The 21,774-nt window shown below is 66.0% G+C and carries 45 protein-coding genes; 35 read left to right on the top strand and 10 right to left on the bottom strand.

Features of this window, described 5'->3' with window-relative positions:
• The 11 genes from C7H75_RS05025 to C7H75_RS04975 all read left to right on the top strand — a co-directional run bounded on the left by C7H75_RS05025 (position 1) and on the right by C7H75_RS04975 (position 5,811).
• Complete coding sequence (locus C7H75_RS05025) at positions 1-336, top strand: phage gene 29 protein family protein (protein WP_106851000.1); 336 nt, start codon at positions 1-3, stop codon at positions 334-336.
• Entirely contained in the window at positions 333-1,793 is a 1,461-nt protein-coding gene (locus tag C7H75_RS26155) for a C39 family peptidase (RefSeq protein ID WP_233281856.1), read from the top strand. Before C7H75_RS05025 ends, C7H75_RS26155 begins: the two co-directional genes overlap by 4 nt.
• A complete protein-coding gene (locus tag C7H75_RS05015) occupies positions 1,793-2,158 on the top strand; it encodes a hypothetical protein (RefSeq protein WP_106850999.1) in 366 nt (121 codons plus the stop codon). The genes C7H75_RS26155 and C7H75_RS05015 overlap by 1 nt, the downstream gene beginning before the upstream one ends.
• Before the next feature lie 2 nt (positions 2,159-2,160).
• Positions 2,161-2,436 (top strand): hypothetical protein, encoded by a 276-nt coding sequence (locus C7H75_RS05010; RefSeq protein ID WP_084866072.1) that lies wholly within the window; start codon positions 2,161-2,163, stop codon positions 2,434-2,436.
• Complete coding sequence (locus C7H75_RS05005) at positions 2,436-2,621, top strand: DUF7620 family protein (RefSeq protein ID WP_005515303.1); 186 nt, start codon at positions 2,436-2,438, stop codon at positions 2,619-2,621. Before C7H75_RS05010 ends, C7H75_RS05005 begins: the two co-directional genes overlap by 1 nt.
• Complete coding sequence (locus tag C7H75_RS05000; RefSeq protein WP_084978765.1) at positions 2,618-2,971, top strand: putative phage holin; 354 nt, start codon at positions 2,618-2,620, stop codon at positions 2,969-2,971. Before C7H75_RS05005 ends, C7H75_RS05000 begins: the two co-directional genes overlap by 4 nt.
• Positions 2,968-3,831, top strand: a complete 864-nt coding sequence (locus tag C7H75_RS04995; RefSeq protein WP_159025966.1) for a hypothetical protein — start codon at positions 2,968-2,970, stop codon at positions 3,829-3,831. Before C7H75_RS05000 ends, C7H75_RS04995 begins: the two co-directional genes overlap by 4 nt.
• Positions 3,828-4,139: a hypothetical protein gene (locus tag C7H75_RS04990; protein ID WP_159025965.1), complete on the top strand. Its 312-nt coding sequence runs from the start codon at positions 3,828-3,830 to the stop codon at positions 4,137-4,139. The genes C7H75_RS04995 and C7H75_RS04990 overlap by 4 nt, the downstream gene beginning before the upstream one ends.
• Positions 4,136-4,468, top strand: coding sequence for an LtfC-like domain-containing protein (locus tag C7H75_RS04985; protein ID WP_106850996.1), 333 nt, complete (start codon positions 4,136-4,138; stop codon positions 4,466-4,468). The genes C7H75_RS04990 and C7H75_RS04985 overlap by 4 nt, the downstream gene beginning before the upstream one ends.
• Positions 4,469-4,477: 9 nt before the next feature.
• Entirely contained in the window at positions 4,478-4,822 is a 345-nt protein-coding gene (locus C7H75_RS04980) for a phage tail fiber protein (protein ID WP_005515310.1), read from the top strand.
• 140 nt (positions 4,823-4,962) lie between these two features.
• Positions 4,963-5,811: a hypothetical protein gene (locus C7H75_RS04975; protein ID WP_084978768.1), complete on the top strand. Its 849-nt coding sequence runs from the start codon at positions 4,963-4,965 to the stop codon at positions 5,809-5,811.
• A 167-nt stretch (positions 5,812-5,978) separates the two neighbouring features.
• On the opposite strand, the gene C7H75_RS04970 is transcribed toward C7H75_RS04975, so the two are convergent.
• Complete coding sequence (locus tag C7H75_RS04970; protein ID WP_081205148.1) at positions 5,979-6,332, bottom strand: hypothetical protein; 354 nt, start codon at positions 6,330-6,332, stop codon at positions 5,979-5,981.
• 388 nt (positions 6,333-6,720) lie between these two features.
• Here C7H75_RS04970 and C7H75_RS25650 point away from each other — a divergent pair, with 388 nt between their 5' ends.
• Entirely contained in the window at positions 6,721-6,882 is a 162-nt protein-coding gene (locus tag C7H75_RS25650; protein ID WP_159025964.1) for a hypothetical protein, read from the top strand.
• Between the two features lie 15 nt (positions 6,883-6,897).
• Here the strand turns inward: C7H75_RS25650 and C7H75_RS04965 are convergent, their stop codons facing one another.
• The 9 genes from C7H75_RS04965 to C7H75_RS04935 form a co-directional block, all read right to left on the bottom strand.
• Positions 6,898-7,116, bottom strand: a complete 219-nt coding sequence (locus C7H75_RS04965) for a hypothetical protein (RefSeq protein WP_106850995.1) — start codon at positions 7,114-7,116, stop codon at positions 6,898-6,900.
• A 50-nt stretch (positions 7,117-7,166) separates the two neighbouring features.
• The gene (locus tag C7H75_RS04960) at positions 7,167-7,406 is read right to left on the bottom strand and encodes a hypothetical protein (protein ID WP_005515317.1); all 240 of its coding nucleotides are present in this window, start codon (positions 7,404-7,406) and stop codon (positions 7,167-7,169) included.
• The gene (locus tag C7H75_RS25895) at positions 7,399-7,557 is read right to left on the bottom strand and encodes a hypothetical protein (protein WP_175280015.1); all 159 of its coding nucleotides are present in this window, start codon (positions 7,555-7,557) and stop codon (positions 7,399-7,401) included. Before C7H75_RS25895 ends, C7H75_RS04960 begins: the two co-directional genes overlap by 8 nt.
• A gap of 352 nt (positions 7,558-7,909) precedes the next feature.
• A complete protein-coding gene (locus C7H75_RS04955) occupies positions 7,910-8,392 on the bottom strand; it encodes a hypothetical protein (RefSeq protein WP_159025963.1) in 483 nt (160 codons plus the stop codon).
• A 38-nt stretch (positions 8,393-8,430) separates the two neighbouring features.
• The gene (locus C7H75_RS04950) at positions 8,431-9,165 is read right to left on the bottom strand and encodes a DUF2637 domain-containing protein (protein WP_106850993.1); all 735 of its coding nucleotides are present in this window, start codon (positions 9,163-9,165) and stop codon (positions 8,431-8,433) included.
• Positions 9,162-9,323 (bottom strand): hypothetical protein, encoded by a 162-nt coding sequence (locus tag C7H75_RS25890; RefSeq protein ID WP_175280014.1) that lies wholly within the window; start codon positions 9,321-9,323, stop codon positions 9,162-9,164. The genes C7H75_RS04950 and C7H75_RS25890 overlap by 4 nt, the downstream gene beginning before the upstream one ends.
• On the bottom strand, positions 9,320-10,153 hold the full coding sequence (locus C7H75_RS04945) for a helix-turn-helix domain-containing protein (RefSeq protein WP_106850992.1): 834 nt from the start codon (positions 10,151-10,153) through the stop codon (positions 9,320-9,322). Before C7H75_RS04945 ends, C7H75_RS25890 begins: the two co-directional genes overlap by 4 nt.
• 397 nt (positions 10,154-10,550) lie before the next feature.
• Positions 10,551-11,696 carry a tyrosine-type recombinase/integrase gene (locus tag C7H75_RS04940; RefSeq protein WP_106851039.1) on the bottom strand — a complete coding sequence of 382 codons (1,146 nt, stop codon included), beginning with the start codon at positions 11,694-11,696 and terminating at the stop codon, positions 10,551-10,553.
• A 161-nt stretch (positions 11,697-11,857) separates the two neighbouring features.
• Positions 11,858-12,115, bottom strand: coding sequence for a helix-turn-helix domain-containing protein (locus C7H75_RS04935; protein ID WP_005515234.1), 258 nt, complete (start codon positions 12,113-12,115; stop codon positions 11,858-11,860).
• 128 nt (positions 12,116-12,243) lie between these two features.
• Between C7H75_RS04935 and C7H75_RS04930 the strand changes: the two genes are divergently transcribed.
• The 23 genes from C7H75_RS04930 to C7H75_RS04845 all read left to right on the top strand — a co-directional run bounded on the left by C7H75_RS04930 (position 12,244) and on the right by C7H75_RS04845 (position 21,661).
• Positions 12,244-12,471, top strand: a complete 228-nt coding sequence (locus C7H75_RS04930) for a helix-turn-helix domain-containing protein (RefSeq protein ID WP_005515235.1) — start codon at positions 12,244-12,246, stop codon at positions 12,469-12,471.
• Positions 12,468-12,680, top strand: a complete 213-nt coding sequence (locus tag C7H75_RS04925; RefSeq protein WP_081205188.1) for a helix-turn-helix domain-containing protein — start codon at positions 12,468-12,470, stop codon at positions 12,678-12,680. The genes C7H75_RS04930 and C7H75_RS04925 overlap by 4 nt, the downstream gene beginning before the upstream one ends.
• Before the next feature lie 305 nt (positions 12,681-12,985).
• On the top strand, positions 12,986-13,759 hold the full coding sequence (locus C7H75_RS04920) for a phage antirepressor (protein ID WP_233281859.1): 774 nt from the start codon (positions 12,986-12,988) through the stop codon (positions 13,757-13,759).
• A 5-nt stretch (positions 13,760-13,764) separates the two neighbouring features.
• A complete protein-coding gene (locus tag C7H75_RS04915; RefSeq protein WP_106851037.1) occupies positions 13,765-13,989 on the top strand; it encodes a hypothetical protein in 225 nt (74 codons plus the stop codon).
• A 144-nt stretch (positions 13,990-14,133) separates the two neighbouring features.
• Positions 14,134-14,259: a hypothetical protein gene (locus C7H75_RS26295; protein ID WP_262510140.1), complete on the top strand. Its 126-nt coding sequence runs from the start codon at positions 14,134-14,136 to the stop codon at positions 14,257-14,259.
• Positions 14,256-14,528 (top strand): hypothetical protein, encoded by a 273-nt coding sequence (locus tag C7H75_RS04910; protein WP_106851036.1) that lies wholly within the window; start codon positions 14,256-14,258, stop codon positions 14,526-14,528. The genes C7H75_RS26295 and C7H75_RS04910 overlap by 4 nt, the downstream gene beginning before the upstream one ends.
• Complete coding sequence (locus tag C7H75_RS04905) at positions 14,525-14,725, top strand: hypothetical protein (RefSeq protein WP_106851035.1); 201 nt, start codon at positions 14,525-14,527, stop codon at positions 14,723-14,725. The genes C7H75_RS04910 and C7H75_RS04905 overlap by 4 nt, the downstream gene beginning before the upstream one ends.
• On the top strand, positions 14,722-14,856 hold the full coding sequence (locus C7H75_RS26290) for a hypothetical protein (protein WP_262510139.1): 135 nt from the start codon (positions 14,722-14,724) through the stop codon (positions 14,854-14,856). The genes C7H75_RS04905 and C7H75_RS26290 overlap by 4 nt, the downstream gene beginning before the upstream one ends.
• Positions 14,853-15,056, top strand: coding sequence for a hypothetical protein (locus C7H75_RS04900; protein WP_106851034.1), 204 nt, complete (start codon positions 14,853-14,855; stop codon positions 15,054-15,056). Before C7H75_RS26290 ends, C7H75_RS04900 begins: the two co-directional genes overlap by 4 nt.
• Positions 15,056-15,217, top strand: a complete 162-nt coding sequence (locus C7H75_RS25885; RefSeq protein ID WP_175272071.1) for a hypothetical protein — start codon at positions 15,056-15,058, stop codon at positions 15,215-15,217. Before C7H75_RS04900 ends, C7H75_RS25885 begins: the two co-directional genes overlap by 1 nt.
• Complete coding sequence (locus C7H75_RS04895; RefSeq protein WP_106851033.1) at positions 15,214-15,396, top strand: hypothetical protein; 183 nt, start codon at positions 15,214-15,216, stop codon at positions 15,394-15,396. The genes C7H75_RS25885 and C7H75_RS04895 overlap by 4 nt, the downstream gene beginning before the upstream one ends.
• The gene (locus C7H75_RS04890) at positions 15,393-15,716 is read left to right on the top strand and encodes a glutaredoxin family protein (protein ID WP_084978734.1); all 324 of its coding nucleotides are present in this window, start codon (positions 15,393-15,395) and stop codon (positions 15,714-15,716) included. The genes C7H75_RS04895 and C7H75_RS04890 overlap by 4 nt, the downstream gene beginning before the upstream one ends.
• Positions 15,713-16,540 carry a YqaJ viral recombinase family protein gene (locus C7H75_RS04885; protein WP_106851032.1) on the top strand — a complete coding sequence of 276 codons (828 nt, stop codon included), beginning with the start codon at positions 15,713-15,715 and terminating at the stop codon, positions 16,538-16,540. The genes C7H75_RS04890 and C7H75_RS04885 overlap by 4 nt, the downstream gene beginning before the upstream one ends.
• 2 nt (positions 16,541-16,542) lie before the next feature.
• On the top strand, positions 16,543-17,121 hold the full coding sequence (locus tag C7H75_RS04880) for a hypothetical protein (RefSeq protein ID WP_175280017.1): 579 nt from the start codon (positions 16,543-16,545) through the stop codon (positions 17,119-17,121).
• Positions 17,118-17,864, top strand: a complete 747-nt coding sequence (locus C7H75_RS04875) for a response regulator transcription factor (protein WP_106851031.1) — start codon at positions 17,118-17,120, stop codon at positions 17,862-17,864. Before C7H75_RS04880 ends, C7H75_RS04875 begins: the two co-directional genes overlap by 4 nt.
• 121 nt (positions 17,865-17,985) lie before the next feature.
• Positions 17,986-18,129 carry a hypothetical protein gene (locus C7H75_RS25880; RefSeq protein WP_175280016.1) on the top strand — a complete coding sequence of 48 codons (144 nt, stop codon included), beginning with the start codon at positions 17,986-17,988 and terminating at the stop codon, positions 18,127-18,129.
• Positions 18,126-18,905, top strand: coding sequence for a hypothetical protein (locus tag C7H75_RS04870; RefSeq protein WP_106851030.1), 780 nt, complete (start codon positions 18,126-18,128; stop codon positions 18,903-18,905). Before C7H75_RS25880 ends, C7H75_RS04870 begins: the two co-directional genes overlap by 4 nt.
• Positions 18,902-19,792, top strand: coding sequence for an adenine nucleotide alpha hydrolase family protein (locus C7H75_RS04865; protein ID WP_106851029.1), 891 nt, complete (start codon positions 18,902-18,904; stop codon positions 19,790-19,792). The genes C7H75_RS04870 and C7H75_RS04865 overlap by 4 nt, the downstream gene beginning before the upstream one ends.
• A gap of 51 nt (positions 19,793-19,843) precedes the next feature.
• The gene (locus C7H75_RS04860; protein WP_106851028.1) at positions 19,844-20,194 is read left to right on the top strand and encodes a hypothetical protein; all 351 of its coding nucleotides are present in this window, start codon (positions 19,844-19,846) and stop codon (positions 20,192-20,194) included.
• The gene (locus C7H75_RS04855) at positions 20,194-20,550 is read left to right on the top strand and encodes a hypothetical protein (protein ID WP_106851027.1); all 357 of its coding nucleotides are present in this window, start codon (positions 20,194-20,196) and stop codon (positions 20,548-20,550) included. The genes C7H75_RS04860 and C7H75_RS04855 overlap by 1 nt, the downstream gene beginning before the upstream one ends.
• A gap of 228 nt (positions 20,551-20,778) precedes the next feature.
• Positions 20,779-21,222, top strand: coding sequence for a hypothetical protein (locus C7H75_RS04850; protein WP_106851026.1), 444 nt, complete (start codon positions 20,779-20,781; stop codon positions 21,220-21,222).
• An 8-nt stretch (positions 21,223-21,230) separates the two neighbouring features.
• Positions 21,231-21,374 (top strand): hypothetical protein, encoded by a 144-nt coding sequence (locus tag C7H75_RS25645; protein ID WP_159025975.1) that lies wholly within the window; start codon positions 21,231-21,233, stop codon positions 21,372-21,374.
• Positions 21,371-21,661 (top strand): hypothetical protein, encoded by a 291-nt coding sequence (locus C7H75_RS04845; RefSeq protein WP_106851025.1) that lies wholly within the window; start codon positions 21,371-21,373, stop codon positions 21,659-21,661. Before C7H75_RS25645 ends, C7H75_RS04845 begins: the two co-directional genes overlap by 4 nt.
• The last annotated feature ends 113 nt before the right edge of the window (positions 21,662-21,774 follow it).

The raw sequence follows: 21,774 nt of genomic DNA, 5'->3' as shown, positions 1-21,774 counted from the left end.
ATGGAAGATCTACCCACTAGGGAGAACTGCGACCCGAACAACCCGGAAGAAGCGTTTCTGTGGATGTTCGTCGGCCTGCCCGGCGTGAACGGCGCGTCGATGATCATGGGCCCGGACTACTACCGGCAGATCTCGAAACAGCTGTGGGAACTCGGAGCCCGACCGAGCGCAGAACCGATCAAGCACCTCGAGTATGGCCGATGGGTGTACGACAACCCCGAGGACGAACCCGAGCCAGTGCAGGACCTGTACGCGCGTCTCGCGGCGCGACAGCAGGCGGAGTACGAGGCGAAGCTGCGCGACCGTGGCCTGCTGCCAAGACAGGAGGAGCTGTGACTGCGAAGCAGTTGCCCTATGACCGCAGCATCGTCCGGCAGGAGACCGGCTACTGGTGCGGGCCCGCGTCGGCGCAGGTGGTCCTCAACTCGCGCGGGATCCACGTCGACGAGGCGGTTCTCGCGCGCGAGATGGGCACGACATGGAACGGCACCGACTTCATCGGGCAGATCGAGCGGGTACTCGACGCCCGGGTGCCTGATGCCCGGTACACGTCAGTGCAGATGCCGAATGATCCGCCGACCGCCGAGCAGTGTGCCCGGTTGTGGCGCGACATCGTGCGGTCGATCGACGCCGGGTGGGGTGTGATCGTGAACATCGTTGCCCCGCCGTCGAACTACCCGCGTGCCGTCGCTCCGTCGACGATCTCACCCGCCTACTCGGGTGGCACGGTCTACCACTACATGACGGTGATGGGCTACGACGACGAGCAGCGCTCGGTGTGGATCGCCGACTCGGGCTTCAGCCCGTTCGGCTACTGGCTCGGCTTCGATCAGCTCGCGACACTGATCCCGCCGAAGGGCTACGCGTTCGCCGACGTCGAACCTCCGCCGGCGTCGGCGCCTCCGCCGGCGCCGAGCGGGATGGACGTCGACGCGCTCGCGCAGGCGATGGGCGGCACGGTCTCGCGTGAGCGGTACGCCGCGCTACTGCCGGCGTTCACCGAGGCGATGCGAGAGGCCGGGTGCACGACGGTCGAGCGGGCGGCGATGTGGTGTGCGCAGCTCGGCCACGAATCGGTCGGGCTGAAGTACATGTCGGAGTTGTGGGGTCCGACGTCGGACCAGCGCACCTACGACGGGCGCATGGGGAACGGGCCAGGCGAAGGGTTCAAGTACCGCGGCCGTGGACCGATCCAGGTCACCGGCCGCGACAACTACACCGCGCTGTCCCGGTGGGCGCACGAGCGCGGCATGGTCCCGTCGCCGACATTCTTCGTCGACAACCCGGACGAGCTCGCGTCCGACCGCCACGGCTTCGTCGGCGCGGTCTGGTACTGGACGGCAGCCCGTCCTCAGCTCAACGCGCTCGCCGACGCCCGCAACCTCCAGGACGCCACCCGTGCCATCAACGGCGGACTGAACGGCATCGCCGACCGATCCACCCGCTATCAGCGGTGCCTCGACATGGGCGCCGCACTACTCCCCGCTGGAGGAACCATGACAAACGTCGTCGAGGAGGGCGCGCTCCAGCTGCGCCCGCACCCGGGACTGCTCCGCAAGATCAACCGGCCGCAGAACGTCAACGAGTCCACCCGCGACCCGGAAAACGCGTGGCCGTACGCGATGTGGGCGGACGTGTGGAACGAAACCGTGTGGGACGGCTACGACATCCGCCCCGAGTATGCGGACGTGCCCGACGACGTCGGCCGGTCGCTGGTCGCGCTGGTGCAGACCATCGCGGCCCGACAGGTCCGCATCGAGAAGAAGCTCGACCAACTCCTGGAGGGCAAGTAATGCTGAACAGCCCGAACACCCGCAAGTGGGTGTACGTCGCGCAGGTCGTGCTCGGAGCCGCCCTCGTCGTCCTGGTCGCGACAGGGATCGTCGACCAGGCCACCAGCGACCAGATCACCAGCAGCCTCGACCGGATCATCGCCGGTATCGGCGGCCTGGCGCTCCTCGGTGGCGGCGAACTCGCGCGACGCAACCTCTCTCCGAAGCCCGCGACGATCTCCGCCGACGGGGTGCAGGTGATCACAAACGCACTCGACGCCTACGCGACGCGTGCGCAGCCGGCCATCGAGACCGCGGAGGCGCAGCTGCAGAAGGCTGCCGTCGAACTTCGAGAGCAGTACGTCGACCCGTTCATCAGGCGGTGACGGTGGAGCAGATCGCGGGGATCGCGGTCACCGACCTGGGACTGACAGGACTGCTGACACTGGCAGTCCTGCTCATCCTGGTTGGTGCCCTTATCCCGAGACCGGTACACAAGACCATCGTCGGCCTGCAGCAGCAGCGCATCGATAAGCTCGAGGAGCTCCTGTCCAAGCGGGATGGGCAGATCGACCGGCTGCTGCCGAGTGCGGAAACCTCTGCCGAGACGCTCGCCAAGATCCAGTCCGTGACCGATCCGGATAGGTCTGGCGGTGAGCGCTGATGCGGTGGCTGCGCAGGATCAAGCACGAGCGCGAGCAGCTCGAGCGGGTCGAGGCCGCACTCGTGGATGAATGCACGCGCGAGAAGCGCGTCGACGCGGTGATGACGCGAATCGAAGAATCTCGCCGCCGCAACCACTTCGGCGAATCCATCGAGATCGCAATGGGCAAGAGGAGACACGCATGATCAAGGTGGCACTCACCGTCGCCGCACTGCTGGGTGCCGCGGTCATTGCCGTCTACCCGCCAGAGACGGAAGCCCGGATCCTGCTCGTCTCGATGACGGTGCTCGCCTGGACCTTCGCGATCGTCTACGGCACCCGGTCACCTTGGCGCGCAACCCAGGCCGGCAGGTCGGTCATGGCGACGTCCGTCGCTCTCGGGCTGATCGGTGCGCAACTCGCCTCGGTCTGGATCTTCGGGGACTATCCGGGCCGCGCCGAGGTGAGGGCGATCGTCGTGCTCGCGCTGGTCCTCACCCTCCTTCACCGGCTGCTCGTCGTGTGGCGGATCCAGCACAAGGAGGTGAATCGATGACAGCGCCCAATGGTGGCGTGCCGTCTGGTGGCGTATCCGGCGGCGGCGGGCTGGCCGCGCACGCGAAGAGGACCGAGGCGCAGTGGAAAGCCTCGCTCTACGGCCAGGTGAATGATCGGTACAACGGTGTGAAGCTGTTCGGTTCGGACTTCAACCTTCTCGGAAACCAGGTCCGCGCACACAACCAGCTCATCGAGACGCAGGGCGAGCAGATCGCCGATCTCGAGGACTTCGTCGGCACCGGGACGACCACACCAATCTGGTCGTCCACCGGGGGCTATGACCTCGTCTCCTTTCCGGACTCGATGATGAATCGCGTTCGGTACTTCGATGGGAACGCGTACGCACTGTCGGAGATTCCAGCGTTCTCGCAGGCGAAAAGGACTCTCGATCTCGCGTTCGTACGCGGTGGCCGGGACACCCCGACGCCACTCGAAGTGGTCCGCATCATCACCGGCGCCGACACCGGCATCTTCGATATCGACGCTTGGTACGTCGGAATCTACGTCTACGACAAACCGAACAACCGAATGCAGCTGCTGTGGAACTCAGGGAACCTGCTGAACGTCCTCACCGGTCAGCGCATGCGATACCACCTGAGTACGAACATGACTCAGTCGGCCGCAAACGACCAACTCCTCGCCGTCGCGACACTGCAGATCGCCCCTGGTCTCGCGCAGCGCCCCCGCGGTATCGGGTGCGTCTTCCAGACCGGGATCTCCGAGCAGGCGGGCACGGTGCCGTTGGCGCGGCACGCCTACATCAACAACGTCGACGCGCTACCGATGACGATCGGAATGAACTCGATGAACTACGACAACAGCAAGATCATGTGGGCGGCAGTGGGGGCTTCATCATGATGAGCATCGACGGACGTCTGCACGTCACTCCCGACGAGCTCGACGAGTTCGTCTCCCTCACTGCAGTGCAACCGATCGCCAAGCATCTGTGGCTGCTCAACACCGCAACCGGCGAGACTCGCGTCGATCGATCCGACGATGCAAGCGCAGTGCCCGACGGCTGGGTACTGCTGATGACTGGCCCTTCACCAGCCTGGGTCGAGCAGTGGAGTGGAGATCTTCAGCGCGCGGTAGACGAGCAGCTCAATCCGCTTCTCGACGCGGCCTTCGGGTACGCGCCGACTACCCATGAACCGGAGGCGCCATGACGCTTGGCTGGACACCGATCGACGAGACGATCGAACTCACCAACGGCGACTGGATCTTCGAGCGCACCAACCGGGCTGGAGGCATTCCACCCAACACGGTCATCGAGATCGTGTGGGCGAACGGCGTCACGTGGCCCGGCGAGATCGAGGGCGCGACCGTGCGGTGGCGGAAGGAAGCCGCCGAGTGCTCGGCGGCCGTCATTCCACACGGCACCGCGTTCGAGATCCTGGTGCGCTACCCGAACGAGGCCACCGGAACCACCGACGACTACGTCTGGATGGGCGGCTGGTCCATCCGCACCAACTACTTTGAAACACAGGACTTCTAAGGAGCCCCAATGGCCAACACTGTCGCTGCGACCGCGAACGCGCTCGCGAATCACTGGGCGTCGCTCGGCGCCACTTACAGCCTGCACACCGGCAATCCCGGCGCGGCAGGGACCGCGAACGAAGCGTCCGGCAACGGGTACGCGCGCCAGTCCACCACGTTCGGGTCCGCGTCTGGCGGTGTGGTGACGGGCTCGCAGATGACGTTCAACTTCATGGGCACCGTCACGCACATGTGCCGATGGAATGGCACCACCCTGTTGGACATCATCGATACCGTCGACGCGACCGTGACCCCGGCGGGCCAGATCAAGGTGACACCTTCGTACAACGCCAACTACGTCGCCTGGACCTAGCCGTGCAGTTTCCGGCCCCGGACACGGGGTTCACCCGGCTACCGGGCCCGGACACTGCGGCGACCGACTTCCCGTCCGCTGACGGTGCAGTTGTCGCGTTTCCTCCACCGCCGATTCCACTCCGAGATGCTGCCGCGTCGATGGATGGCGTCGCGTCCGCGGTGTCTCAGGTGCTCCCGTGGCGAACCGCCCTGGTGTCGATGGACGGCACGTCGTCAGCGACGTTCGTCCCCGCCGTGAGCGTCTCCGCGCCGGCGTCGATGGACGGCACAGCGTTCGTGTTCCGCAACATCGATGCGGCCATCACGATCGATGCCGTCGCTTCCGCGGCGATTACTCCGGTCTACAGCGGTACAGCCGGGGCCACGATGGACGGTTTCGCGGACACTGTCGGGGAGATCGCTGGAATCAGCGTCGCCGAAGTGGTCGTCAGCATGGACGCAGCCGCCTCCGTATCGATCGCAGGGTTCGCGACAGCGCCAGCGTCGATGAACGGCAACGCGTCAGCGGTCAGCGTCCCGGTAACGTCTGCGACCGCCGCGGCGTCGATGGACGGCGCGGCGTCTGTGACCACGGTTGTGCAGCACGCGTTCCCGAGCCGGGTCGTGAAGTTGAGTCCGAACTTCCCCTACCCGCAGAACACATGGACGCGGGTCACCGGATGGGAGCTCGCGGACGGTTCGCTCGGACAGGCCGGGACGAACGGTCTCGTCGTCACAGGCAGCGGCACGGTCGACGTCTCCGTCTCGTTGCGGATCATCAGCACCTCGACCCTGTCGCGGTCGGTGCGCGTGACTCTGAACGATGTCGCCCTCGGTGACAACGTCGAGTTCCCTGGCTCGACAACCGTCCTGACCCGCACCCTCAACGCCGTCGCGGTCAATCCAGGCGACGTCCTCTCAGTGTGGATCCTGACCTCGACGAGCCTCTCGTCGCAGCGCTACGTGATGCCCGGGGCCGACACCTTCATCAACATCGCCGAGCCATGACGAAGCCCCCACCCTTCCGAGGGTGGGGGCCTTTCGTCGTTTCGGGAACCGACCGCAGACCTTCCGCGTCGAACCCGGTATGGATGAGACGGCGGCGTGGGATCTGGCGCTCTGGCAGCTGGAGATGGACCAGCACTATCGGGAGCAAGGGCAGGAACCGCCGTGAGCTACACCTCGACGAAGCGGTGTCCGAACTCGACGCCGGGAAGCGCGCACAACTCCTCGGCCGAGGCGAAGGGTGACGATGCCGCCAGCCGCAGTGCAGCAGCTGCGTAGTTCGCTACCACCGTGAACGAGTCGTTCGGCATGTAGGTCGCGTGCAGACTCATACCGCCGGCCGCGTTCACATCGAACACCATGTAGCGGCCGAATCCATCGACGAAGCGCGCGACTCGAATGATGCCCTCGCCGTTGCCGCGATCCTTGGGCGAATCGACGTGCTCGACTCGCCAGCCGAGCGGCAGCAGCTCGCTGAACGGGTAGTTGTTCACGAAGTCGTGCGCTCCGAACGCTTCCATCATGGCCTCCCGAATGTGTGGCCGGGCGCCCCTTCCAAAAGGGGGGACGGATGGGGCGCCCGGTGGGGTTGCCGTGCGCTTCCCTCGCTCGGCAACCGCATGGAGCGTAACACCAGAATCGAACGTGTGTGCGAAAATGGGTGGGTGCCGAGCTACGAACGTGCACCCAAGCAGTGCCCGAACGGGCACCCGCTCGGGCCTGGTCGCGTGCTCGTCGGATGGTTCGCCTGCAGCTGCACGGAACGCGGCGGCCATCGCACCTACGACTGCCGCCAATGCGGCGCCGTCATCTACCGCCCACCCCACTGGGGGCGGCGAGACTACGGCGACCGTTGGCGGCGGAAGCGTGAGCGATAGGGTCCAGTCGAGTTCTTCGAGAGGTAGCAGCATCATGCAGGTCGGCGACCGCGTCCGTATTCGTCCCGGCGGCGCAACGGTTTTCACTATCACCGAGGGTCCCGACGACTACGGGCGCCTCACCATCGAACCGGTAGGCGACGCACCCGGCGCCTACCCCTTCCCGATGAAGCCCGACGACCTCATCCCCGAGTAGAAGCCGGCGCCCCGCCTACGGGCGGAACTCGCCGTATACGCCCGATGGGTCGCCGCCGAGGTAGGCGCTGTTCTGGTTGTCGGCGCGGGCTGCGATTGCGGCGACACGATCACGCTCGGCCTGGACCGCGCGGATTCGCCGGCGGGCCAAACCGCCGGCGGCCGCGAGCCCGATGATCGCCCACAACGCGGCGGCCATGTAGGTGGTGTTGTTGATGCAGCCGATTGCCCCCATGACGCCCAGTACGACAAGCGACCAGAGAACGATTGATGCGGTTTGCCGTCTCATCCGTCGCCTTTCAAGTCGGTTCGAGCGCCACGCCCCGGGCGGTTCGCGTTCCATTCGTCGATCGTCGCGGGCAACCATCCGCGCACGGTGCCGCGCGGGATGGTGCCGTCGTCGTTGAGCGGCCCGACGACAACGTCGGGCGGCGGCAGTTTGTACCGGCTCAGCGCGCCGGGCTGGACTCCGATCCGTTCGGCGAACTCGACGCGCGACATGTAGACCGCGGGACGCTCAGGCATGGCGCGCGGCCCGGATTCGGTCCTGGGTGATGAACACGATGATCCCGCCCCAGACGGCCCACAACGGCCAAGGCGCGTGGAGCGCCCACAGCGCGCCGCCGGTGGCGGCTGTGCCGACGATGTCGTAGTTGCGTCGCATGACGTCAAGCATGATCCCTCTCCTTCTCCGTGGGGTGATTTCGTGAGACCCTTTCCGGTGGGGATCGGAGCGCGTGCGCTGCGTTCCGATCCCCACCTGAGGGTCACCGTTTGCGGTGCCTGCCTCGCCTCTTGGGCTTGGCCTTGCGGTTCTGAATCACCATCACGATGTTCGTGATCAGGGTCAGAATCCCCACGACCAGTGCCATTCGGCTTTCGGTCATCCGCTCACCTCCTCTCTGCTGTTGTAACTATGACTATACACTGTCGATAATCAACGTGCAACACTTTTGGAGTGCAAAGTCCGGGCAGGTCCAGAAATGACGAACGCCCCGAGAATCACTCGGGGCGTTACGGTCTGCTGATCAGCCGGCCAGCACATCCCAGTTCTTCTGCTCAGCTTCTGCTGACGGCATCCCGTTCCACAGGCGCATCTGGAAGTCCGGGTCCTTCAGCTTCACTTCGTTCACGACAGTCTCGCCGTCAACCTGGTAGCTCGACACCCAGACAGCGTCGATCTGCCCAGCGATCGGGGACGCCTTCAATGCCTTCGCGTATGCCGTCGCGGTCTCCCGCAGATCGTCGGCCGAGGTGACCGATGGGTCGCAGATGTCGATCGCAGCACCGAACATGCCGGTGTCGCTCCCGATTGGCGTGTACCGGCCCGCGGTGACGGTCGCGCCATCAGGAAGCTGCACCGCCTGCACAGCAGCGGCGAAGTCCGGGTTGTCGATCGGCCTCGAGGCCGGGCACGAGGCCGTCGCATCGGCATCGGTACTCGAGCACGCCCCGAGCCCGAGCACCGATGCAGAGGCCGCAACAACGATCATCATCATCTTCTTCTTCATGCGTCGGATCATGCCAGCGCACCAACCGGTCGGTTGCGTCACCCGCCGACCGCGGCAAGGGCTGGTGTCGCGTCGGCTGCGTCGCCTTCCTTGCGCCACCGTCGCACTGACGCTTCGGAGGTGCCGAGGCGTGCGGCGACGGCGCGCTGCGACATGTTGGTTGTCGCGAGCAAGTGGAGCGCTTCGGCTTTCATCTCGTCGCGGGTCATCGGCGCCGGCGCATCGTCCGGCGCTGGCACGTCGAACAGCGCGTCGGGCTGCGTCGCGTTGCGTCGATCCTGGTCAGCGCCGTTGTCGCGCGCAGGTGTCACGGGTGCCGCAACAGTCGCAGACTTGACGGGCGTCGCTACGTCGCGGTGTGTCACGGCCTCGACGACGAGGACGTCCGCCGTCGACGTATCGGCTGCGTTGCGACGAAGCTGCACTGCGAGGTGCGGCGCGACGAGCAGGCATAGCGGCGGGACGACTGCGACGGCCGCGCCCGCCCACCCGGGCAGCGGCCCCGCGGGCAGGAGGTGTGCTGCGGCGCCCGCGACGATCGACACGGCGGTCGCGGCCGCGAGTAGCGACCAGGCGTAGACGCGGGACGCGGGCAGGCGCATCACCGCGGCGGTCGCGACGACGGCGAGCCCGTCGACGACGAGCGGCCACACGTGCGCCATGACGGGCCCGTATCCGGCGCGGCCAGCCAGCGCGGCGAGGTTCGAGTACGACAGCGCGAACGCGAGGACAGCGATCGCGTACGTCGCTGCGGCGGGTAGGTGGCGGGTCATCGCTGGATTCCGTTCCGGTAGCCGAGCTCGTGGGCGGTGGCGTAGTCGAACATGCAGTGCTCGATCAGTACGTCGATGAGTCCGTCGACGGCGGCGTATTCGGGTGAGGTGCGTGGGTAGCGCTCGCGGTAGGCGACTGCGGTCTGCAGGTGGCTCATGCGGCGACCGCAGTCCGGCAGGTGCAGCGACGGATCGGGCGGCCGTCGGCAGGGTCTTCGATCCATCCTTCGACGCACTCGCCGCACGAGGGCCGCGGAGCTTGGATACGACGCGGGAGTGGGAGCGCGGACCAGGCGCCGATCCAGCCCTGCGCGTACCGGGTCGGGTTGTGAGGCTGGTGCGCCGACACTGCAGCGGTGACGAGTGCGGGCACACCGTGGGTCTCGAGCAGCCGCGTGATGTCGTCGACGTCGGCGGCCTTCAGCGCATCCCAGCGGGCGGCCAGGCCCTTGTCGCGGCAGGCGGCCGCGATGGCGTCGAACCGACCTTCAGCGTGAGCGGACACCACCACCCCCGTGCGCCGTGGCGCGCGCTGCATCGGCGACGTCGAGGCGGTGGGGTGGTTGGTCTCAGTCCTTCGTGACTCAGTCCTTTGGGTAGCGACGGGCTCGCCGCTGTCGGACTGACCGTGGGTCGCTTTCTCAGGCCCCGGACCGGCAGACGTATCGACGGGTTCCTCGAAGATCGTCTGCAGTGTGTGCCAGCGGCCGCGGTCGTCCTGAACCTTCTGGCGGACGAGGTAGCCGAGCGACTCAAGCTCGCGCATGGCGGTCCGGATGGCGTCGCGGCCCTCGGTCGGAGACTGGCCAGCGATGGATTCGGAGCGGGTCCGCCAGTCGGCGGGCTTGGAGAGGAGCCACATCAGGACACCGCGAGCGCGGAAGCTCAAGCGGCTGTCGTTGAGGACGGCATTCGAGAGGATGGTGAAGTGGTCAGCGCGGCGCGGGCCTCGCCGAATCCCACCCAAGGCATGGGTATGCTCGGACACTGTTCGACTCCTTAGCAAGTCGGACCATGCCCCGGGAGCGTTGGCGCGCTCGCCGGGGTCTCATTTTGTTGTTGTGCAGCGATCTTGGCACAGCGCGATTTCGTTTGTCCAGATGGACAACTCTGCGGGCGAGTCACATCGCTGACCACGAGCGATAAAGGCGGTGAGTTTGGCACGCGGGTGGCACGTTCCGAAAATGCAGAACCCCCCACCCGGCTTATCGCCTGGTGAGGGGTGGTGCCCCCAGTAGGGCTCGAACCTACGACCTGCGGATTAAAAGAGCGATCTCGGTATCCGAGTCAGAGTGAGTGAGCGTGCGTAAATCGCACCTCTACCAGCAAACTCTCGCCAACTTCCTCGCCCTCACTGCAGTCTCTGCGAGTGTCTGAATGTGCCCCTAGTTGGCACGTTTCTTGGCACGGCCGGCGGGCGGGTCACCGAGTGCCGCCCGAACCGCATCCCACTGCGTGGGCGCCAGGTGCGCGTAGCGCTCCGTCGTCTTCACGGACTCGTGCCCCAGAAGGTTCTTCAGTTCGTAGATCGAGACGCCGTCCTGCACCAGCCATGAGGCGTAGGTGTGCCTGAGATCGTGGATACGTGCGGGGGCGATGGGCTCCTGGCCACGCTTCGTGCGGACGACACTAGCGAGTGCGAACGCGTCGTTCCATCGTGACCGTAGATGCTTCTCCCCCAGCGGCCCGTGGCCGCGGCGGGCCGGCAGCACCAGCCCGGACCGCGCGCGCACCTCTCGGTGGTACTCGACGTCCGGCGGCGATCCGGGACCTCGACCGCGCAGCTCCTTCTCGAGCAACTCCGCGAGGGAGCGGGATATCGGGACCGTCCGTTGCTGCCACGACTTCGGGGGCTTCATGGATCCGCCGACCGGATCCCATGACCGCGCGACGTGAATCGTTCGGCGCGACAGGTCGACGGATTCCCAGTGCAATCCGAGAGCCTCCCCGAGACGCAGCCCCGTTCCGACGAGCAGCTCGACAACGAGCCGATCGGCGTCGTCGAGTACCCCGGCCAGGTCAGCGACTTCATCGCGAGTGAGGTATCGATCGACGTTCTTGCCGCCCTTCGGGAGCTTCACCCCCTTGGCCGGGTTCGACGGGATCATGCGCGCGAACTCGGCAGCGCGGAGCGATGACGAGAGCAGGTGGAAGCACTTCTGAACCGATGATGCGGACAGTCCTGCGTCCTCGAGTTCGCGGAGCCACACCTGGATTCCGTGCCCCGTGATCTTGTTCAGCTTGACGTCGCCCCACTTCGGGTCCACATGCTTTGCGAGTCGGCCACGATCGCGTCCTGCGGTGCCAGCTGCGACTCGCCTGCCGGCTTCCCAGTGCGGCTTCCACTCGCCCCATGTCATCCGGGCCGCCTCGGCACTCGTGGGCTCGATGCGCTCGGAGTCCTCGGCGGCCTGCGCCTTGCCGAGTGCCATCTTCTGGTTGGGCCAGCTGCCGGCGGATCGGTGACGGCCGGCGCTGTCGACGTAGCGCGCCTGCCACTTGCCGGATGGGAGTTGTCTCACCGATGCCACGTCGTCCCCCTGTCTACTACGGCGCGTCGTTTGCTAGATGCTGGCGGTTGGTCTGGTTTCCCTTTATCATTCGAATACTTGTTCGAACGGGGAGGATCTACATGGCAGTACCGGACATTGACGAAGTCGTCACCGAGGCGAACACGCTCCGCGTCCGCGCGTCAGCTCTCCTCGGCGCCCTGCGCCGACTGGGCTGCGTCGAGCAGCACGCCGGGGTCGACGTCCAGGACCTTACAGATCGCGAATAGCTGAACGACGTCGACAGTCCTCTTCCCCGACTCGAGACGAACGATCGTTGTGTGCGAGATTCCGGACTGGTCCGCCAGCTCGTTCTGTGTAATACCCCGGCGCGCACGTGCGGCGCGTATCTCATTGCCGATGGCGTTACGAATGGCATCGCGGGTCGTATCCGTGTCCATGCGTTACAACATATGTCCATATGGACACAAGGGCAATCCCTTTGGGCGAACCTACGTCCCGTTCGGGCAAACGATACGCTTGTGATTTACCCTTGCAATTTGCCCGTTTGGGCAATAGAGTTGTCCGTATGGACAAGCTCAGCACCCGGATAGCGGAAGCAGTCCAAGCCGCTATCGATCAGGCCGGGGAGAACCTCCACTCGGTCGCGGTCAAGACCGGGATCCCAAGGACCACTCTAGGACACCGACTCAAGGCCACTCGACCTTTCGACGTCGACCAACTCGCCCTCATCGCCAACGCGCTCAATCGAGAAGTCAGCGAGTTCCTGCCGGAACGGGACGTGGGTTCGAAATGACCAGCGGCAGCCCGTGGATGACGGTCAAGGAGGCAGGCGAGTACATGCGCCGCCACCCGCAGACCGTCCTGCACCTTCTCCACACCGAACAGCTCGTCGGATTCCAGGCCGCCGGACGAAACGGCTCCTGGCGCATTCATCGCGACGATATCGACGAGTACATGCGAAACCCTAAGGCGCGCAAGCGTCGACGTCTGCGCACAGCGTAGACACTCCCCTGGCCTGATCTAGGCCGCTCCCGCATCACATCTTCACCCCACGCTCCCACGTGGGTCGCCCTTTCACACCTTCATAGCGTGATGTTTCGCCTGGTGAGCGCGTCAGCTCATACACCTGCCTCTGGTTTCAAGGTGCCGAACCCGTCGTATTCCATGCGGCGGAGACAACTCTGACGACCGATGCCACCAGGCCATTCCCGCCCCCTCGTTCGTGGGGCGGATGAAACGAGAAGGCCGCCAGCAGGTACCAGCTGCCGGCGGCCGATGTCCAACCAAACACCCAGAAGGAGGTAGACGTGTCAGATGCTACTGCACAACTCGTCCCCTTCCAGTACGAGAACGAGCGCGTACGTGTGCTCGACATCGACGGCGAACCCTGGTTCGTCCTGACCGATCTGTGTCGAGTCCTCGGACTCGGCACACCCTCCCGCGTCCGAGATCGCCTGGCGGAGGGGGTGAGTCAGACTCACACCCTTCAGACCTCGGGTGGTCCGCAGCAGATGATCCTCGTGTCGGAGCCCGGCATGTACGAGGTCGTGATCCGCTCGGACAAGCCGGAGGCCGCGCGCTTCCGGCGGTGGATCACCGCAGAGGTGCTGCCGACCATCCGCCGCACCGGCGCCTACGGGACGCCGGCACTCACCGGCCCCGAGCTGATGGCTCGCGCGCTCGTCGAAGCCAAGCAGGTCCTCGCAGCGAAGGACGCGACGATCGCGGAGCTCGCACCGAAGGCCGCGTACGTCAACGAGTTCGTCGCCGACGAAGACCTGATCCAGTTCCGTACTCTCGCGAACCAGCTGCAGATCGGCGAAGCCGCGCTCCGCGAAACCCTCATCGAGCACCGCTGGATCTACCGGGTCACCGGTAGCCGCTGGTCGAACTCGAAGGGCCGCAAGGAGACGATCCACCAGTACCGGGCGTTCGCTGAGAAGAAGTCGTACTTCCGGCTGCGGCCGCTGCACAAGGCGCCGCGTGTGAACGGCGAGGTGCAGCAGACGCTGCTGCTGACCCCGGCCGGCGCCGAGGCTGTCGCCCGGAATCTGGCCCGCTGGAACGAGGAGGCGGCATGAGTTGCATGGATGAGACTGCCGCCCGGCGACTGCGAGCTGCGGAAGAGATTCTCGCCGCGGACCGTGCGTGTGCGCGGCCACCCGAGCCGTCTGGTCCGCAGGTGCTTCCGATCAGCCCGGAGGCTATCGCAATCCTCGGTGCTCCGGTTGGTGCACTGCCGGCGCTGCTGATTCTGTCCCACGCCGAGGCGCGCGCCCTGGCCGCCGACATCATCGCGGCGACCACCTAGTCCACCGGTGGTGGCGGGCCCCGACTGGGGTTCCTGTTCGCGGTCCAGATGGCCGCACCCGCCTGCCACCACCGGCCCCACTTCTTTCGACGCGAAACCCCTGGATGGGTTGCTGCGCAGATGACTACACCCTGTGGAGGGTTCATGACGATCCAAGAGCTGTACGCCCGTATGGGCGTCGACTATCCGCCGACCGGCCGCGGCTGCCACCGCGACGGCATCCCCGTCTCGGTGTTCCAGGCGTTCCTCCTCGCCGAGGTGATGGCATGAGCGACATCGAGATCACGACTACTCCACGCGGATTCCATCGGTACGGAACCCCCGTCGCGACCACGTACGGGCACACCGTCGACGTCTACGAGTCCTCGGCGGCAAGCGGTCCGCACGTATGGCTGGCAGTCGAGTCGGGTGAGACAACTTCACCCGGTCATGTGCATCTCAACGAGGAGCAGGCGCGCGCCGTCGTCGCCCGGCTCCAGGCCTGGCTCGATGAGATCCCGGCGCGCTGGGGCGTTGCCCCTGACGGCGGTGGCGCATGACCGACACCGACCACAGCAACTTCTGGCCGGATCACATTGCAGCGCAGCAGCACGACGACGACGACGACCGGATCCTCGACACGGCCGACGAGTTTCGGTGTGACTGCCGGCGTCACGCGTGGACGACGCTCCTCGTCTGGTGCTGCGTGATCGGTGTGGTCGCGATGTTCGCCGCAATCGGCTGGGGTGCGCCATGACCGATCCGATCGAGCGCATCCGCTACGACGACCCCAACGCGCCGAAGTTGTTCGATCCGCTCGCCGACCCGGCTGACGCATGGGACCGGGCCCGCGACAACCGGATCGCTGACCAACTGGAGGGCCGATGATCCCCCCGTCTTGGTGGTACTGCCACCGACATCTGATGTGGCGTGAAGCCCCGTGCACCCCGGTGTGTTCCGGCCCGGACCACCGCACCGTCCGCGAGAAGCGACTCGCTGCCGAGCGCCGGCGCATCGAAGACCTTCAAGCCGAGTGGGAAGCGGACCCGTACCACCAGCTTGCCAACGCGATCGTCGGGAGGCAGTGATGCCACCGACACCAGCCGGGTTCAGCCCGTGGCAGCAGGTCGGCTCGCACGAGTACGCGCGGGCCCGACGGGACGGGCTGCCCACCTACCGGACCGAGTTCACGCACGACGACCGGTTCGAAACCGCCTTCTTCATCGCGCACTACAGGAGCCGACCGTGATCGAAATCCGCGACGGGCACACCAGTTTGGTGGCCCGCCCCACCCTCAAATTCCCTACGAACCAGCGCGCTGTCCTCCTGCTGATCGAGCAGGACGAGGTGCAGCTCGGTTTCCAGCTCACTCGCGATCAGTGGCACCAGATCGGCGAGATGATGGACGACCCCAAGGACGACGAATGACTGTTACCGATTTCCCGAACCAGCCTGTCGCGGTCACCGTCTACGGCAAACCGGGCTGCCAGGGCTGCAAGCTCACCGTCCGGCACCTCGACAAGCAGGGCACCCCGCACACGTATCGGGACGTCACCACTGACCCGGACGCGGCCGCGGCAGTCGCTGCACTCGGCTACAAGGCCCTCCCTGTCGTCACGGCCGGCGACATGCATTGGACCGGCTACAGCCCCGACCGGCTCAACACCCTCGGCCGGATCCACACATTCGCACCGGATCTCACGTCCCGCGACGAGCTGGCCGCCGACTACCTCGAGGAGACAGCATGACCGGCCCGAAGCTGATCGAACTCCCAGACCTACTGCAAGGGACGGACGAGTGGCACGCCCAGCGCCGAGGGATCGTCACAGCGTCGGTCGTCGGCAACCTGATCACCACTCGGTCGCTGTCGGCGATCGACTACGCCTGCCCCGCCTGCGACGCACCCGCGAACGATCCGTGCCGCAGCAAGATGAAGGCCGGCGCCACGATCAAGACGCTGCACCCCGAGCGCGCCGAGGCCGCACGTCGAGGCAGCTCGAGCATCGTGTTCGAGACCGCCAGGAACGACACAGCCCGCAGTGTCACAGCGAATCTCGTCGCGGAACGCATCACCAACTGGACCGACCCGACGTATGTCAGCGACGACATGCTCCGCGGAATCGAGGACGAACCCCGGGCCCGCGACATCTACAGCGAGCACTTCGCGCCCGTGCGGGAGATCGGGATGATGATCCGCGACGACAACGGCGTCCGGATCGGCTACTCGCCCGACGGCCTGGTCGGTGACGACGGACTGATCGAGATCAAGTCCCGTCGACAGAAGAAGCAGGTCGAGACCGTCATATCTGGTCACCCGCCGGCCGAGAACATGGCGCAACTGCAGTGCGGGCTGCTGGTGTCCGGTCGGAAGTGGATCGACTACATCAGCTATTCCGGCGGCATGCACCTGTGGGTGAAGCGCGTGTACCCGGATCAGCGGTGGTTCGACGCGATCACGGCCGCGGTTCACGCGTTCGAAGCGAATGCCGCCGAGATGATCCGCCTCTATGCGGAGTCGGTCGTCGGATTCCCCCTCACGGAACGAATCATCGAGATGGAAATGGTGGTCTGACGATGGATCTCACAGAATCGATTGCACCGAGGTCTGACCAGCTCAATGCGGAAGACCTTCTCAGCGGCCCTCGCACCGTCACGGTCGAGAAGGTCACGAAAGGCTCAGCTGAGCAGCCGGTGAACGTCCATCTCGTGGAGTTCCCCGGCCGGCCGTTCCGGCCTAGCAAGACGGTGCGGCGCATCTTGGTTGCCGCGTGGGGCGCGGACGCGTCGGGCTACGCGGGCCGGCGGATGACCCTGTTCCGCGACCCCGCTGTCAGGTTCGGCGGCCAGGACGTCGGCGGGATCCGCGTCAGCCACCTCTCCCACATCGACAAGCGCCTCCAGTTGGCGCTCACCGTGACCCGTGGGAAGCGTGCGCCGTACATCGTGGAGCCGATGCCCGCAGCGTCGCAGACGGATTCGAAGCCTGCGGTGAAAGCCGACGCGAGCTCGCTCCTTGCCGCCGTCGAAGAGGCCCCCGACGTCGATGCCCTCCGGAAGTTGTGGAAGCAGGCCGCAGCCCTCGCCGACGAAGACTGCACCACCGTGCGCGCCGTCATCGACGGCCGCCTCGCAGACCTGAAGGAACCACAGTGAGCACCCGCGCACACCCTCGATCGCAGATCGCTTGGGCGCCGAGCACGAAGCACTCGATCGCCCGCAAACGCAAGATGGCGGCGGCCGGCGTCGACACCCTCGTCGACGCCGGCCCGGTTCGGGCGCACGTCCTCGAACTCCTCGGCTTCGGCATGAACCCGCGGATGATCGCCTGGCAGGCCGGGGTGCCCGACACCACCGTCCGGTTCATCCGTGACGGCGTCCATCAGCAGACGCGGGTGTGGGTGGCTGAGCGGCTGACACGGGTGCAGCCACTGCCGCACCCGAATCAGCGGACCGTCCTCACGATCGGCGCATTGCGACGCACTCGCGCCTTGCAGGCCCTCGGCTGGAGCGCGCGAGACATCGGCGACCGGATCGGCATGGAGGCGACCGCGCTCACCGCCATGCAACGCCGCACGCGCATCGACTACCGGACGTGGGCCCGGATCCGTGACGTCTACGAAGCACTGTCGGCGACTCCTGGCCCGTCGAAGATTGCGCGCGCGTCTGCGGCCCGCAAGGGCTGGTTGAACCCGTTCGAGTGGGAGGGCTACGACATCGACGACCCGCGGGTGACACCACCCCGGTCCGCCCGCACCACCGCCGATCGCAGCGGTGCACGCGCGGACCGCGTCGAGCAGGTCGCCGATCTGACCGCCCAGGGCCTGTCCGCCGGCGCGATCGCCGACCAGCTCGGAGTGTCCGAACGCCAGATCCAACGTGATCGGAGTGCCGCATGACTCGCCGACTTTCCGATGCTGTCCTCGCCGTCGCTCTGACGGCGACCGGCGTCGCTGCCGCAATCGTCTTGGCCGCAGGCGATGTCGTCGCGGTCGCCGACCGAATAGTCAGGGGGATCCGATGACCGACACCTGTGAGCACTGCCATCTGCCCGTCTACGTGATGCCCCGCCGGCGCGTGGCACCGAAGCTCGTGCACCGCGGCACCCACCTCGCCGAGTGTGCCGACGGCGGGACCACTGCAACCCCAAGGAGTGAGGCATGAACGCCACGATCACACCCGAGCTGGCACACCGCGTACTCGACGCGCTCGAGCAGTCAGGGCACATCGGCCCGGATGGCAGCCTCTCCGCACTGTTCATCGTTCGCGATGCAGTGAAGGCCTGGGAGGCCGAGGCAGCCCGCGAGGTTGAGGTTCTCCAGCTTGCGAAGCGACTCGTCCAGGAAGAGTTCGGCGGATACAACCAGTGGCACGACCTGTCGACGAGTGAGCAAGAGCGGCGAATTCAGTACGTCAAGTTCATCCTCGCGTTCCTCGCGGCTGATGGGCGTCTACTCCCCGAAGGCGGGACGGGCGCGGCACAGGCGTGGGACGAGGGGTTCGAGGAGGGATTCGATTTCGCCGGGAATCAGAGTTTGCCCGGAGGCATTCCGAACGATCCGCCGCTCAACCCGTACGACACCCCGCCTGCTGTGCCCGTCCCGGACAGCGGGCGGTGCACGGGCGCCGGCGACTGCGATGCATCACCGCACGAGCATGGCTGCTTCGCCGACACGGGCGACTGCGACGATCCCAGCGACCACCCGGACAGTGGGCCGGATGGCACACCGGGGAAGCCCTGGCCGACATGGCAGGACGTGCCGGACGGTGTGCGCTACCAGGGATCGACCCGGTACGGCGATAAGAGCCCGGTGTTCGTGAATCGGGACGGCCAGCGGATCACCGAATGGCGTCCGGGCGTCGAGTTCGCAAACACCCACCCGGACTGGGCGGTCGAACGCTGGGCTCCGTTTGTGCGTGTGGACGGAGACAAGGCATGAGCGAACCAGCGATTCGAGTGTTGTCCCTCGGCGCCGGTGTGCAGTCGACTGTCCTCGCGCTCATGGCCTGTGACGGCACGCTGCCTGGCCTCAACGCAGCCATCTTCGCCGACACCGGCTGGGAGCCACCCGCTGTCTACGAGCAGGTCGACCGACTGCAAGCCGAGTTCGACCGCGCCGGCATCCCGCTGCACCGGGTGACGTCCGGGAACCTGCGGTCCGACTTCCTCGATCCGGATCGTCGATTCGTATCGGTGCCGTACTTCACTCGGAACGCAGACGGCAGCGACGGCATGGGCCGCCGGCAGTGCACCAGCGAGTACAAGCTCAAGCCGATCAAGAAGCAGGTTCGCGAGCTCCTCGGATACCCGCACCCGATCCGCGTGCCCCGCGGCGTGTACGCCGAGCAGTGGATCGGATTCTCCACGGACGAGGTGCACCGTGTCCGCGACCGTCTCGATGTGCAGTACGAGCGGCCCCGCTACCCGCTCCTCGAGCTGGGCATGGATCGGAAGGCGTGTGAACGCTGGCTCAAGGCCTCGGGCTGGGGCCACACCGCCAAGAGCGCGTGCATCGGCTGCCCATTCCACGGCAACCAGCAGTGGCGGATCATGCGCGACCAGCACCCCGAGCAGTGGGCGGACGCTTGCGATTTCGACGAACGCATCCGCAAGGGTGGTGCGTCGGCGAAGCCGCTCGACGGCGAGGCCTTCCTACATCGGTCACGTGTGCCGTTGTCGATCGCGCCGATCGGGCGCGTGACGTCACGGGAATGGGCCGACGCCCAGATGACGATCGACGACGAAATCAGCGAGTACGGCGACCCAGATGGTTGCTCGCCGTATGGGTGTCGCTCGGGCGAAGCGGCAGAGGCGACCGCCCCATGAGTGGGCGCTGGTGCCCAACAGAAGACGACGAAGAGGAAGGAGGACGCAGCGATGGGTCTGCCCTGGATTCGGCTGGACACAACTACATTCGACCACCCGAAGATGCTCTACCTCGCCGATGAGAAGCAGCACCGCGCGATCGTGGTGCACCTCTCAGGGATGACCTACACCGGCAAACATGGCCTCGACGGATTCATCCCTCGCGCCGCACTGAGAGTCATCGGCGGTCTGCCGAACGATGCGAAGAAGCTCGTCGAGGTCGGGCTCTGGCACCTCGCAGAAGGCGGCTGGAGCATCAACGGCTGGGACGAATACCAGGTGAGTGACGACGAAGCGAAGGCCCGAAGCGACAAGGCCCGCAAAGCCGCACAGAAGCGCTGGGCCAATGAGAAGGGGGCCTGATGGGCTACAAGAAGACCGCCCCGACGATCTACGTCGTCGCGTGGGCTGCGGACCGGATCGTGAAGGTCGGATACAGCGACCGGCAGAGGTGGCGCCCATTCGTCCTGAGGGGTGCCGAGGTCGTGGATCTCATCGAATTCGAGTCAGTTACCGACGCATTCGACTTCGAATCATGGGCGCATGGAGCGCTCCTGAGGCTATGTGAGCGGGCCTTTTCATCTGCCGCGGACGCCGCGAAATACCTCGGAAATGCAGGCGGTGGATGGAAGGAATGCTACGTGATTCCGGCCGGCATGGAGGTGGCAGATCTCCTGGCAGCGGCCGCGTCTGGAGAGGAGGCGAGCAATGCGCGGTAGCAATGCTCAAGCATGTGCTCGCAAGCAGAGGCTGGAGCAGATCCACGGACGGACGGACGGTACTAACGAAGAACTACTCACCCCTGATGCATGTTCTTCCGTAAGCAACGCGCGCAGGGGGGCAGGCGGATTCGACACACATCCGGGCCGACCTGAGAACGATCTCGCGGCCGCACACACGCCCCGAACTCCACTCCACACCGTTATCCACAGGGTGGGGGTGCCCGCATGAGCATCATCACCGCGGTCCTCGAACTTCCGTGGACGAGGCCACCTATGTCGATGAACGACCGAATGCATTGGGCGCAGAAAGCGAAACTCACCAAGCGAATCCGCGCCGAGGCTGGCATCTTGGCCTGCCGCAACCGCCTCCCCACCGGCCTCGACCACGTCACCGTCGCACTCGTATACCGGCCCCGCGACCGACGACGACGCGACACCGACAACCTCATGCCGGTCCTCAAAGCCCTCTGCGACGGACTCGTCGACTACGGCCTCGTCACCGACGACATCCCCGAGTTGATGACCAAGCACATGCCCCGCCTCGACGAGCCCCAGAAGGGCGCAGGAGCCGCTATGTGGCTCGAAGTGACATGGGAGGTGCCGGAAGCCGCGGACGAACGCCAGCATCCCGCACAGCCCGTCGTCACCGATACCACGACCGAGATCTAGGAGGCCCAATGAACGACTGCAAGCACTGCGGGAAGCCGATCTACGAGATGCCACACCCTGTCGCAGAGCACCACTGGGCGCACGCTCGCAACGGCTGGATTGTCTGCGAAGAGAATCCGGCCGCCGTGGCCGCCCCGAAGGAGACTCTGTGAGCACGCGAGATGAACTGGCCAACCTGATCGATGAAGTCGCCGAGTACGCACACCGAGAAGGCCGGATCTGCTCACCCTGCGAAGTCGCCGACGCGATCCTGGCTGCCGGCTACCACGGGCCTGTCAGGACCGAAAGGTGGGAGTACGCCGTCCGACGCGGCAGCATCGCCTATCCCAACGTCTTCAGCACCGCCGCCGAGGCCCTGGAGTGGGCCAAGGGATTAACCGCCCGCAGCACGGAAACCGGGATCGTCCACCGCCTCGTCGGCCCGTGGGAGGCGGCATGAAACAGCGAGTACTCCGGATGCCCGGTCGGCCATGACCGAACGCCACTACTGCAACGACTGCGGCCAACCCACCAGCGACGCCATCGCATACCGCGGCGCCTGGATTTGGTACT

It is taken from the genome of Rhodococcus (subgen. Prescottella) equi (assembly GCF_003013675.1).
GTDB lineage: Bacteria > Actinomycetota > Actinomycetes > Mycobacteriales > Mycobacteriaceae > Prescottella > Prescottella equi.
The sequence above is the reverse complement of the archived record's forward strand: the minus strand, read 5'-3'. Positions and strand labels throughout refer to the sequence as shown.

What these genes read in the sequence shown, in the direction of transcription:
- C7H75_RS04965 (WP_106850995.1), bottom strand. Translation starts at nt 7,116, where the DNA reads ATGGGGGCAATCGGCTGCATCAACAACACCACCTACATGGCCGCCGCG.
- C7H75_RS04995 (WP_159025966.1), top strand. Translation starts at nt 2,968, where the DNA reads ATGACAGCGCCCAATGGTGGCGTGCCGTCTGGTGGCGTATCCGGCGGC.
- C7H75_RS04950 (WP_106850993.1), bottom strand. Translation starts at nt 9,165, where the DNA reads ATGACCCGCCACCTACCCGCCGCAGCGACGTACGCGATCGCTGTCCTC.
- C7H75_RS04975 (WP_084978768.1), top strand. Translation starts at nt 4,963, where the DNA reads ATGGATGGCGTCGCGTCCGCGGTGTCTCAGGTGCTCCCGTGGCGAACC.
- C7H75_RS04905 (WP_106851035.1), top strand. Translation starts at nt 14,525, where the DNA reads ATGACCGACACCGACCACAGCAACTTCTGGCCGGATCACATTGCAGCG.
- C7H75_RS04925 (WP_081205188.1), top strand. Translation starts at nt 12,468, where the DNA reads ATGACCAGCGGCAGCCCGTGGATGACGGTCAAGGAGGCAGGCGAGTAC.
- C7H75_RS04915 (WP_106851037.1), top strand. Translation starts at nt 13,765, where the DNA reads ATGGATGAGACTGCCGCCCGGCGACTGCGAGCTGCGGAAGAGATTCTC.
- C7H75_RS04860 (WP_106851028.1), top strand. Translation starts at nt 19,844, where the DNA reads ATGGGTCTGCCCTGGATTCGGCTGGACACAACTACATTCGACCACCCG.
- C7H75_RS25895 (WP_175280015.1), bottom strand. Translation starts at nt 7,557, where the DNA reads ATGCTTGACGTCATGCGACGCAACTACGACATCGTCGGCACAGCCGCC.
- C7H75_RS26290 (WP_262510139.1), top strand. Translation starts at nt 14,722, where the DNA reads ATGACCGATCCGATCGAGCGCATCCGCTACGACGACCCCAACGCGCCG.
- C7H75_RS04980 (WP_005515310.1), top strand. Translation starts at nt 4,478, where the DNA reads ATGGCCAACACTGTCGCTGCGACCGCGAACGCGCTCGCGAATCACTGG.
- C7H75_RS04900 (WP_106851034.1), top strand. Translation starts at nt 14,853, where the DNA reads ATGATCCCCCCGTCTTGGTGGTACTGCCACCGACATCTGATGTGGCGT.
- C7H75_RS04850 (WP_106851026.1), top strand. Translation starts at nt 20,779, where the DNA reads ATGAGCATCATCACCGCGGTCCTCGAACTTCCGTGGACGAGGCCACCT.
- C7H75_RS05005 (WP_005515303.1), top strand. Translation starts at nt 2,436, where the DNA reads ATGCGGTGGCTGCGCAGGATCAAGCACGAGCGCGAGCAGCTCGAGCGG.
- C7H75_RS05025 (WP_106851000.1), top strand. Translation starts at nt 1, where the DNA reads ATGGAAGATCTACCCACTAGGGAGAACTGCGACCCGAACAACCCGGAA.
- C7H75_RS04960 (WP_005515317.1), bottom strand. Translation starts at nt 7,406, where the DNA reads ATGCCTGAGCGTCCCGCGGTCTACATGTCGCGCGTCGAGTTCGCCGAA.
- C7H75_RS04930 (WP_005515235.1), top strand. Translation starts at nt 12,244, where the DNA reads ATGGACAAGCTCAGCACCCGGATAGCGGAAGCAGTCCAAGCCGCTATC.
- C7H75_RS25880 (WP_175280016.1), top strand. Translation starts at nt 17,986, where the DNA reads ATGACCGACACCTGTGAGCACTGCCATCTGCCCGTCTACGTGATGCCC.
- C7H75_RS04890 (WP_084978734.1), top strand. Translation starts at nt 15,393, where the DNA reads ATGACTGTTACCGATTTCCCGAACCAGCCTGTCGCGGTCACCGTCTAC.
- C7H75_RS04885 (WP_106851032.1), top strand. Translation starts at nt 15,713, where the DNA reads ATGACCGGCCCGAAGCTGATCGAACTCCCAGACCTACTGCAAGGGACG.
- C7H75_RS25890 (WP_175280014.1), bottom strand. Translation starts at nt 9,323, where the DNA reads ATGAGCCACCTGCAGACCGCAGTCGCCTACCGCGAGCGCTACCCACGC.
- C7H75_RS04870 (WP_106851030.1), top strand. Translation starts at nt 18,126, where the DNA reads ATGAACGCCACGATCACACCCGAGCTGGCACACCGCGTACTCGACGCG.
- C7H75_RS04880 (WP_175280017.1), top strand. Translation starts at nt 16,543, where the DNA reads ATGGATCTCACAGAATCGATTGCACCGAGGTCTGACCAGCTCAATGCG.
- C7H75_RS25645 (WP_159025975.1), top strand. Translation starts at nt 21,231, where the DNA reads ATGAACGACTGCAAGCACTGCGGGAAGCCGATCTACGAGATGCCACAC.
- C7H75_RS05000 (WP_084978765.1), top strand. Translation starts at nt 2,618, where the DNA reads ATGATCAAGGTGGCACTCACCGTCGCCGCACTGCTGGGTGCCGCGGTC.
- C7H75_RS04935 (WP_005515234.1), bottom strand. Translation starts at nt 12,115, where the DNA reads ATGGACACGGATACGACCCGCGATGCCATTCGTAACGCCATCGGCAAT.
- C7H75_RS25650 (WP_159025964.1), top strand. Translation starts at nt 6,721, where the DNA reads ATGCAGGTCGGCGACCGCGTCCGTATTCGTCCCGGCGGCGCAACGGTT.
- C7H75_RS04910 (WP_106851036.1), top strand. Translation starts at nt 14,256, where the DNA reads ATGAGCGACATCGAGATCACGACTACTCCACGCGGATTCCATCGGTAC.
- C7H75_RS04955 (WP_159025963.1), bottom strand. Translation starts at nt 8,392, where the DNA reads ATGAAGAAGAAGATGATGATGATCGTTGTTGCGGCCTCTGCATCGGTG.
- C7H75_RS04985 (WP_106850996.1), top strand. Translation starts at nt 4,136, where the DNA reads ATGACGCTTGGCTGGACACCGATCGACGAGACGATCGAACTCACCAAC.
- C7H75_RS26295 (WP_262510140.1), top strand. Translation starts at nt 14,134, where the DNA reads ATGACGATCCAAGAGCTGTACGCCCGTATGGGCGTCGACTATCCGCCG.
- C7H75_RS25885 (WP_175272071.1), top strand. Translation starts at nt 15,056, where the DNA reads ATGCCACCGACACCAGCCGGGTTCAGCCCGTGGCAGCAGGTCGGCTCG.
- C7H75_RS04990 (WP_159025965.1), top strand. Translation starts at nt 3,828, where the DNA reads ATGATGAGCATCGACGGACGTCTGCACGTCACTCCCGACGAGCTCGAC.
- C7H75_RS04855 (WP_106851027.1), top strand. Translation starts at nt 20,194, where the DNA reads ATGGGCTACAAGAAGACCGCCCCGACGATCTACGTCGTCGCGTGGGCT.
- C7H75_RS04970 (WP_081205148.1), bottom strand. Translation starts at nt 6,332, where the DNA reads ATGATGGAAGCGTTCGGAGCGCACGACTTCGTGAACAACTACCCGTTC.
- C7H75_RS05015 (WP_106850999.1), top strand. Translation starts at nt 1,793, where the DNA reads ATGCTGAACAGCCCGAACACCCGCAAGTGGGTGTACGTCGCGCAGGTC.
- C7H75_RS04865 (WP_106851029.1), top strand. Translation starts at nt 18,902, where the DNA reads ATGAGCGAACCAGCGATTCGAGTGTTGTCCCTCGGCGCCGGTGTGCAG.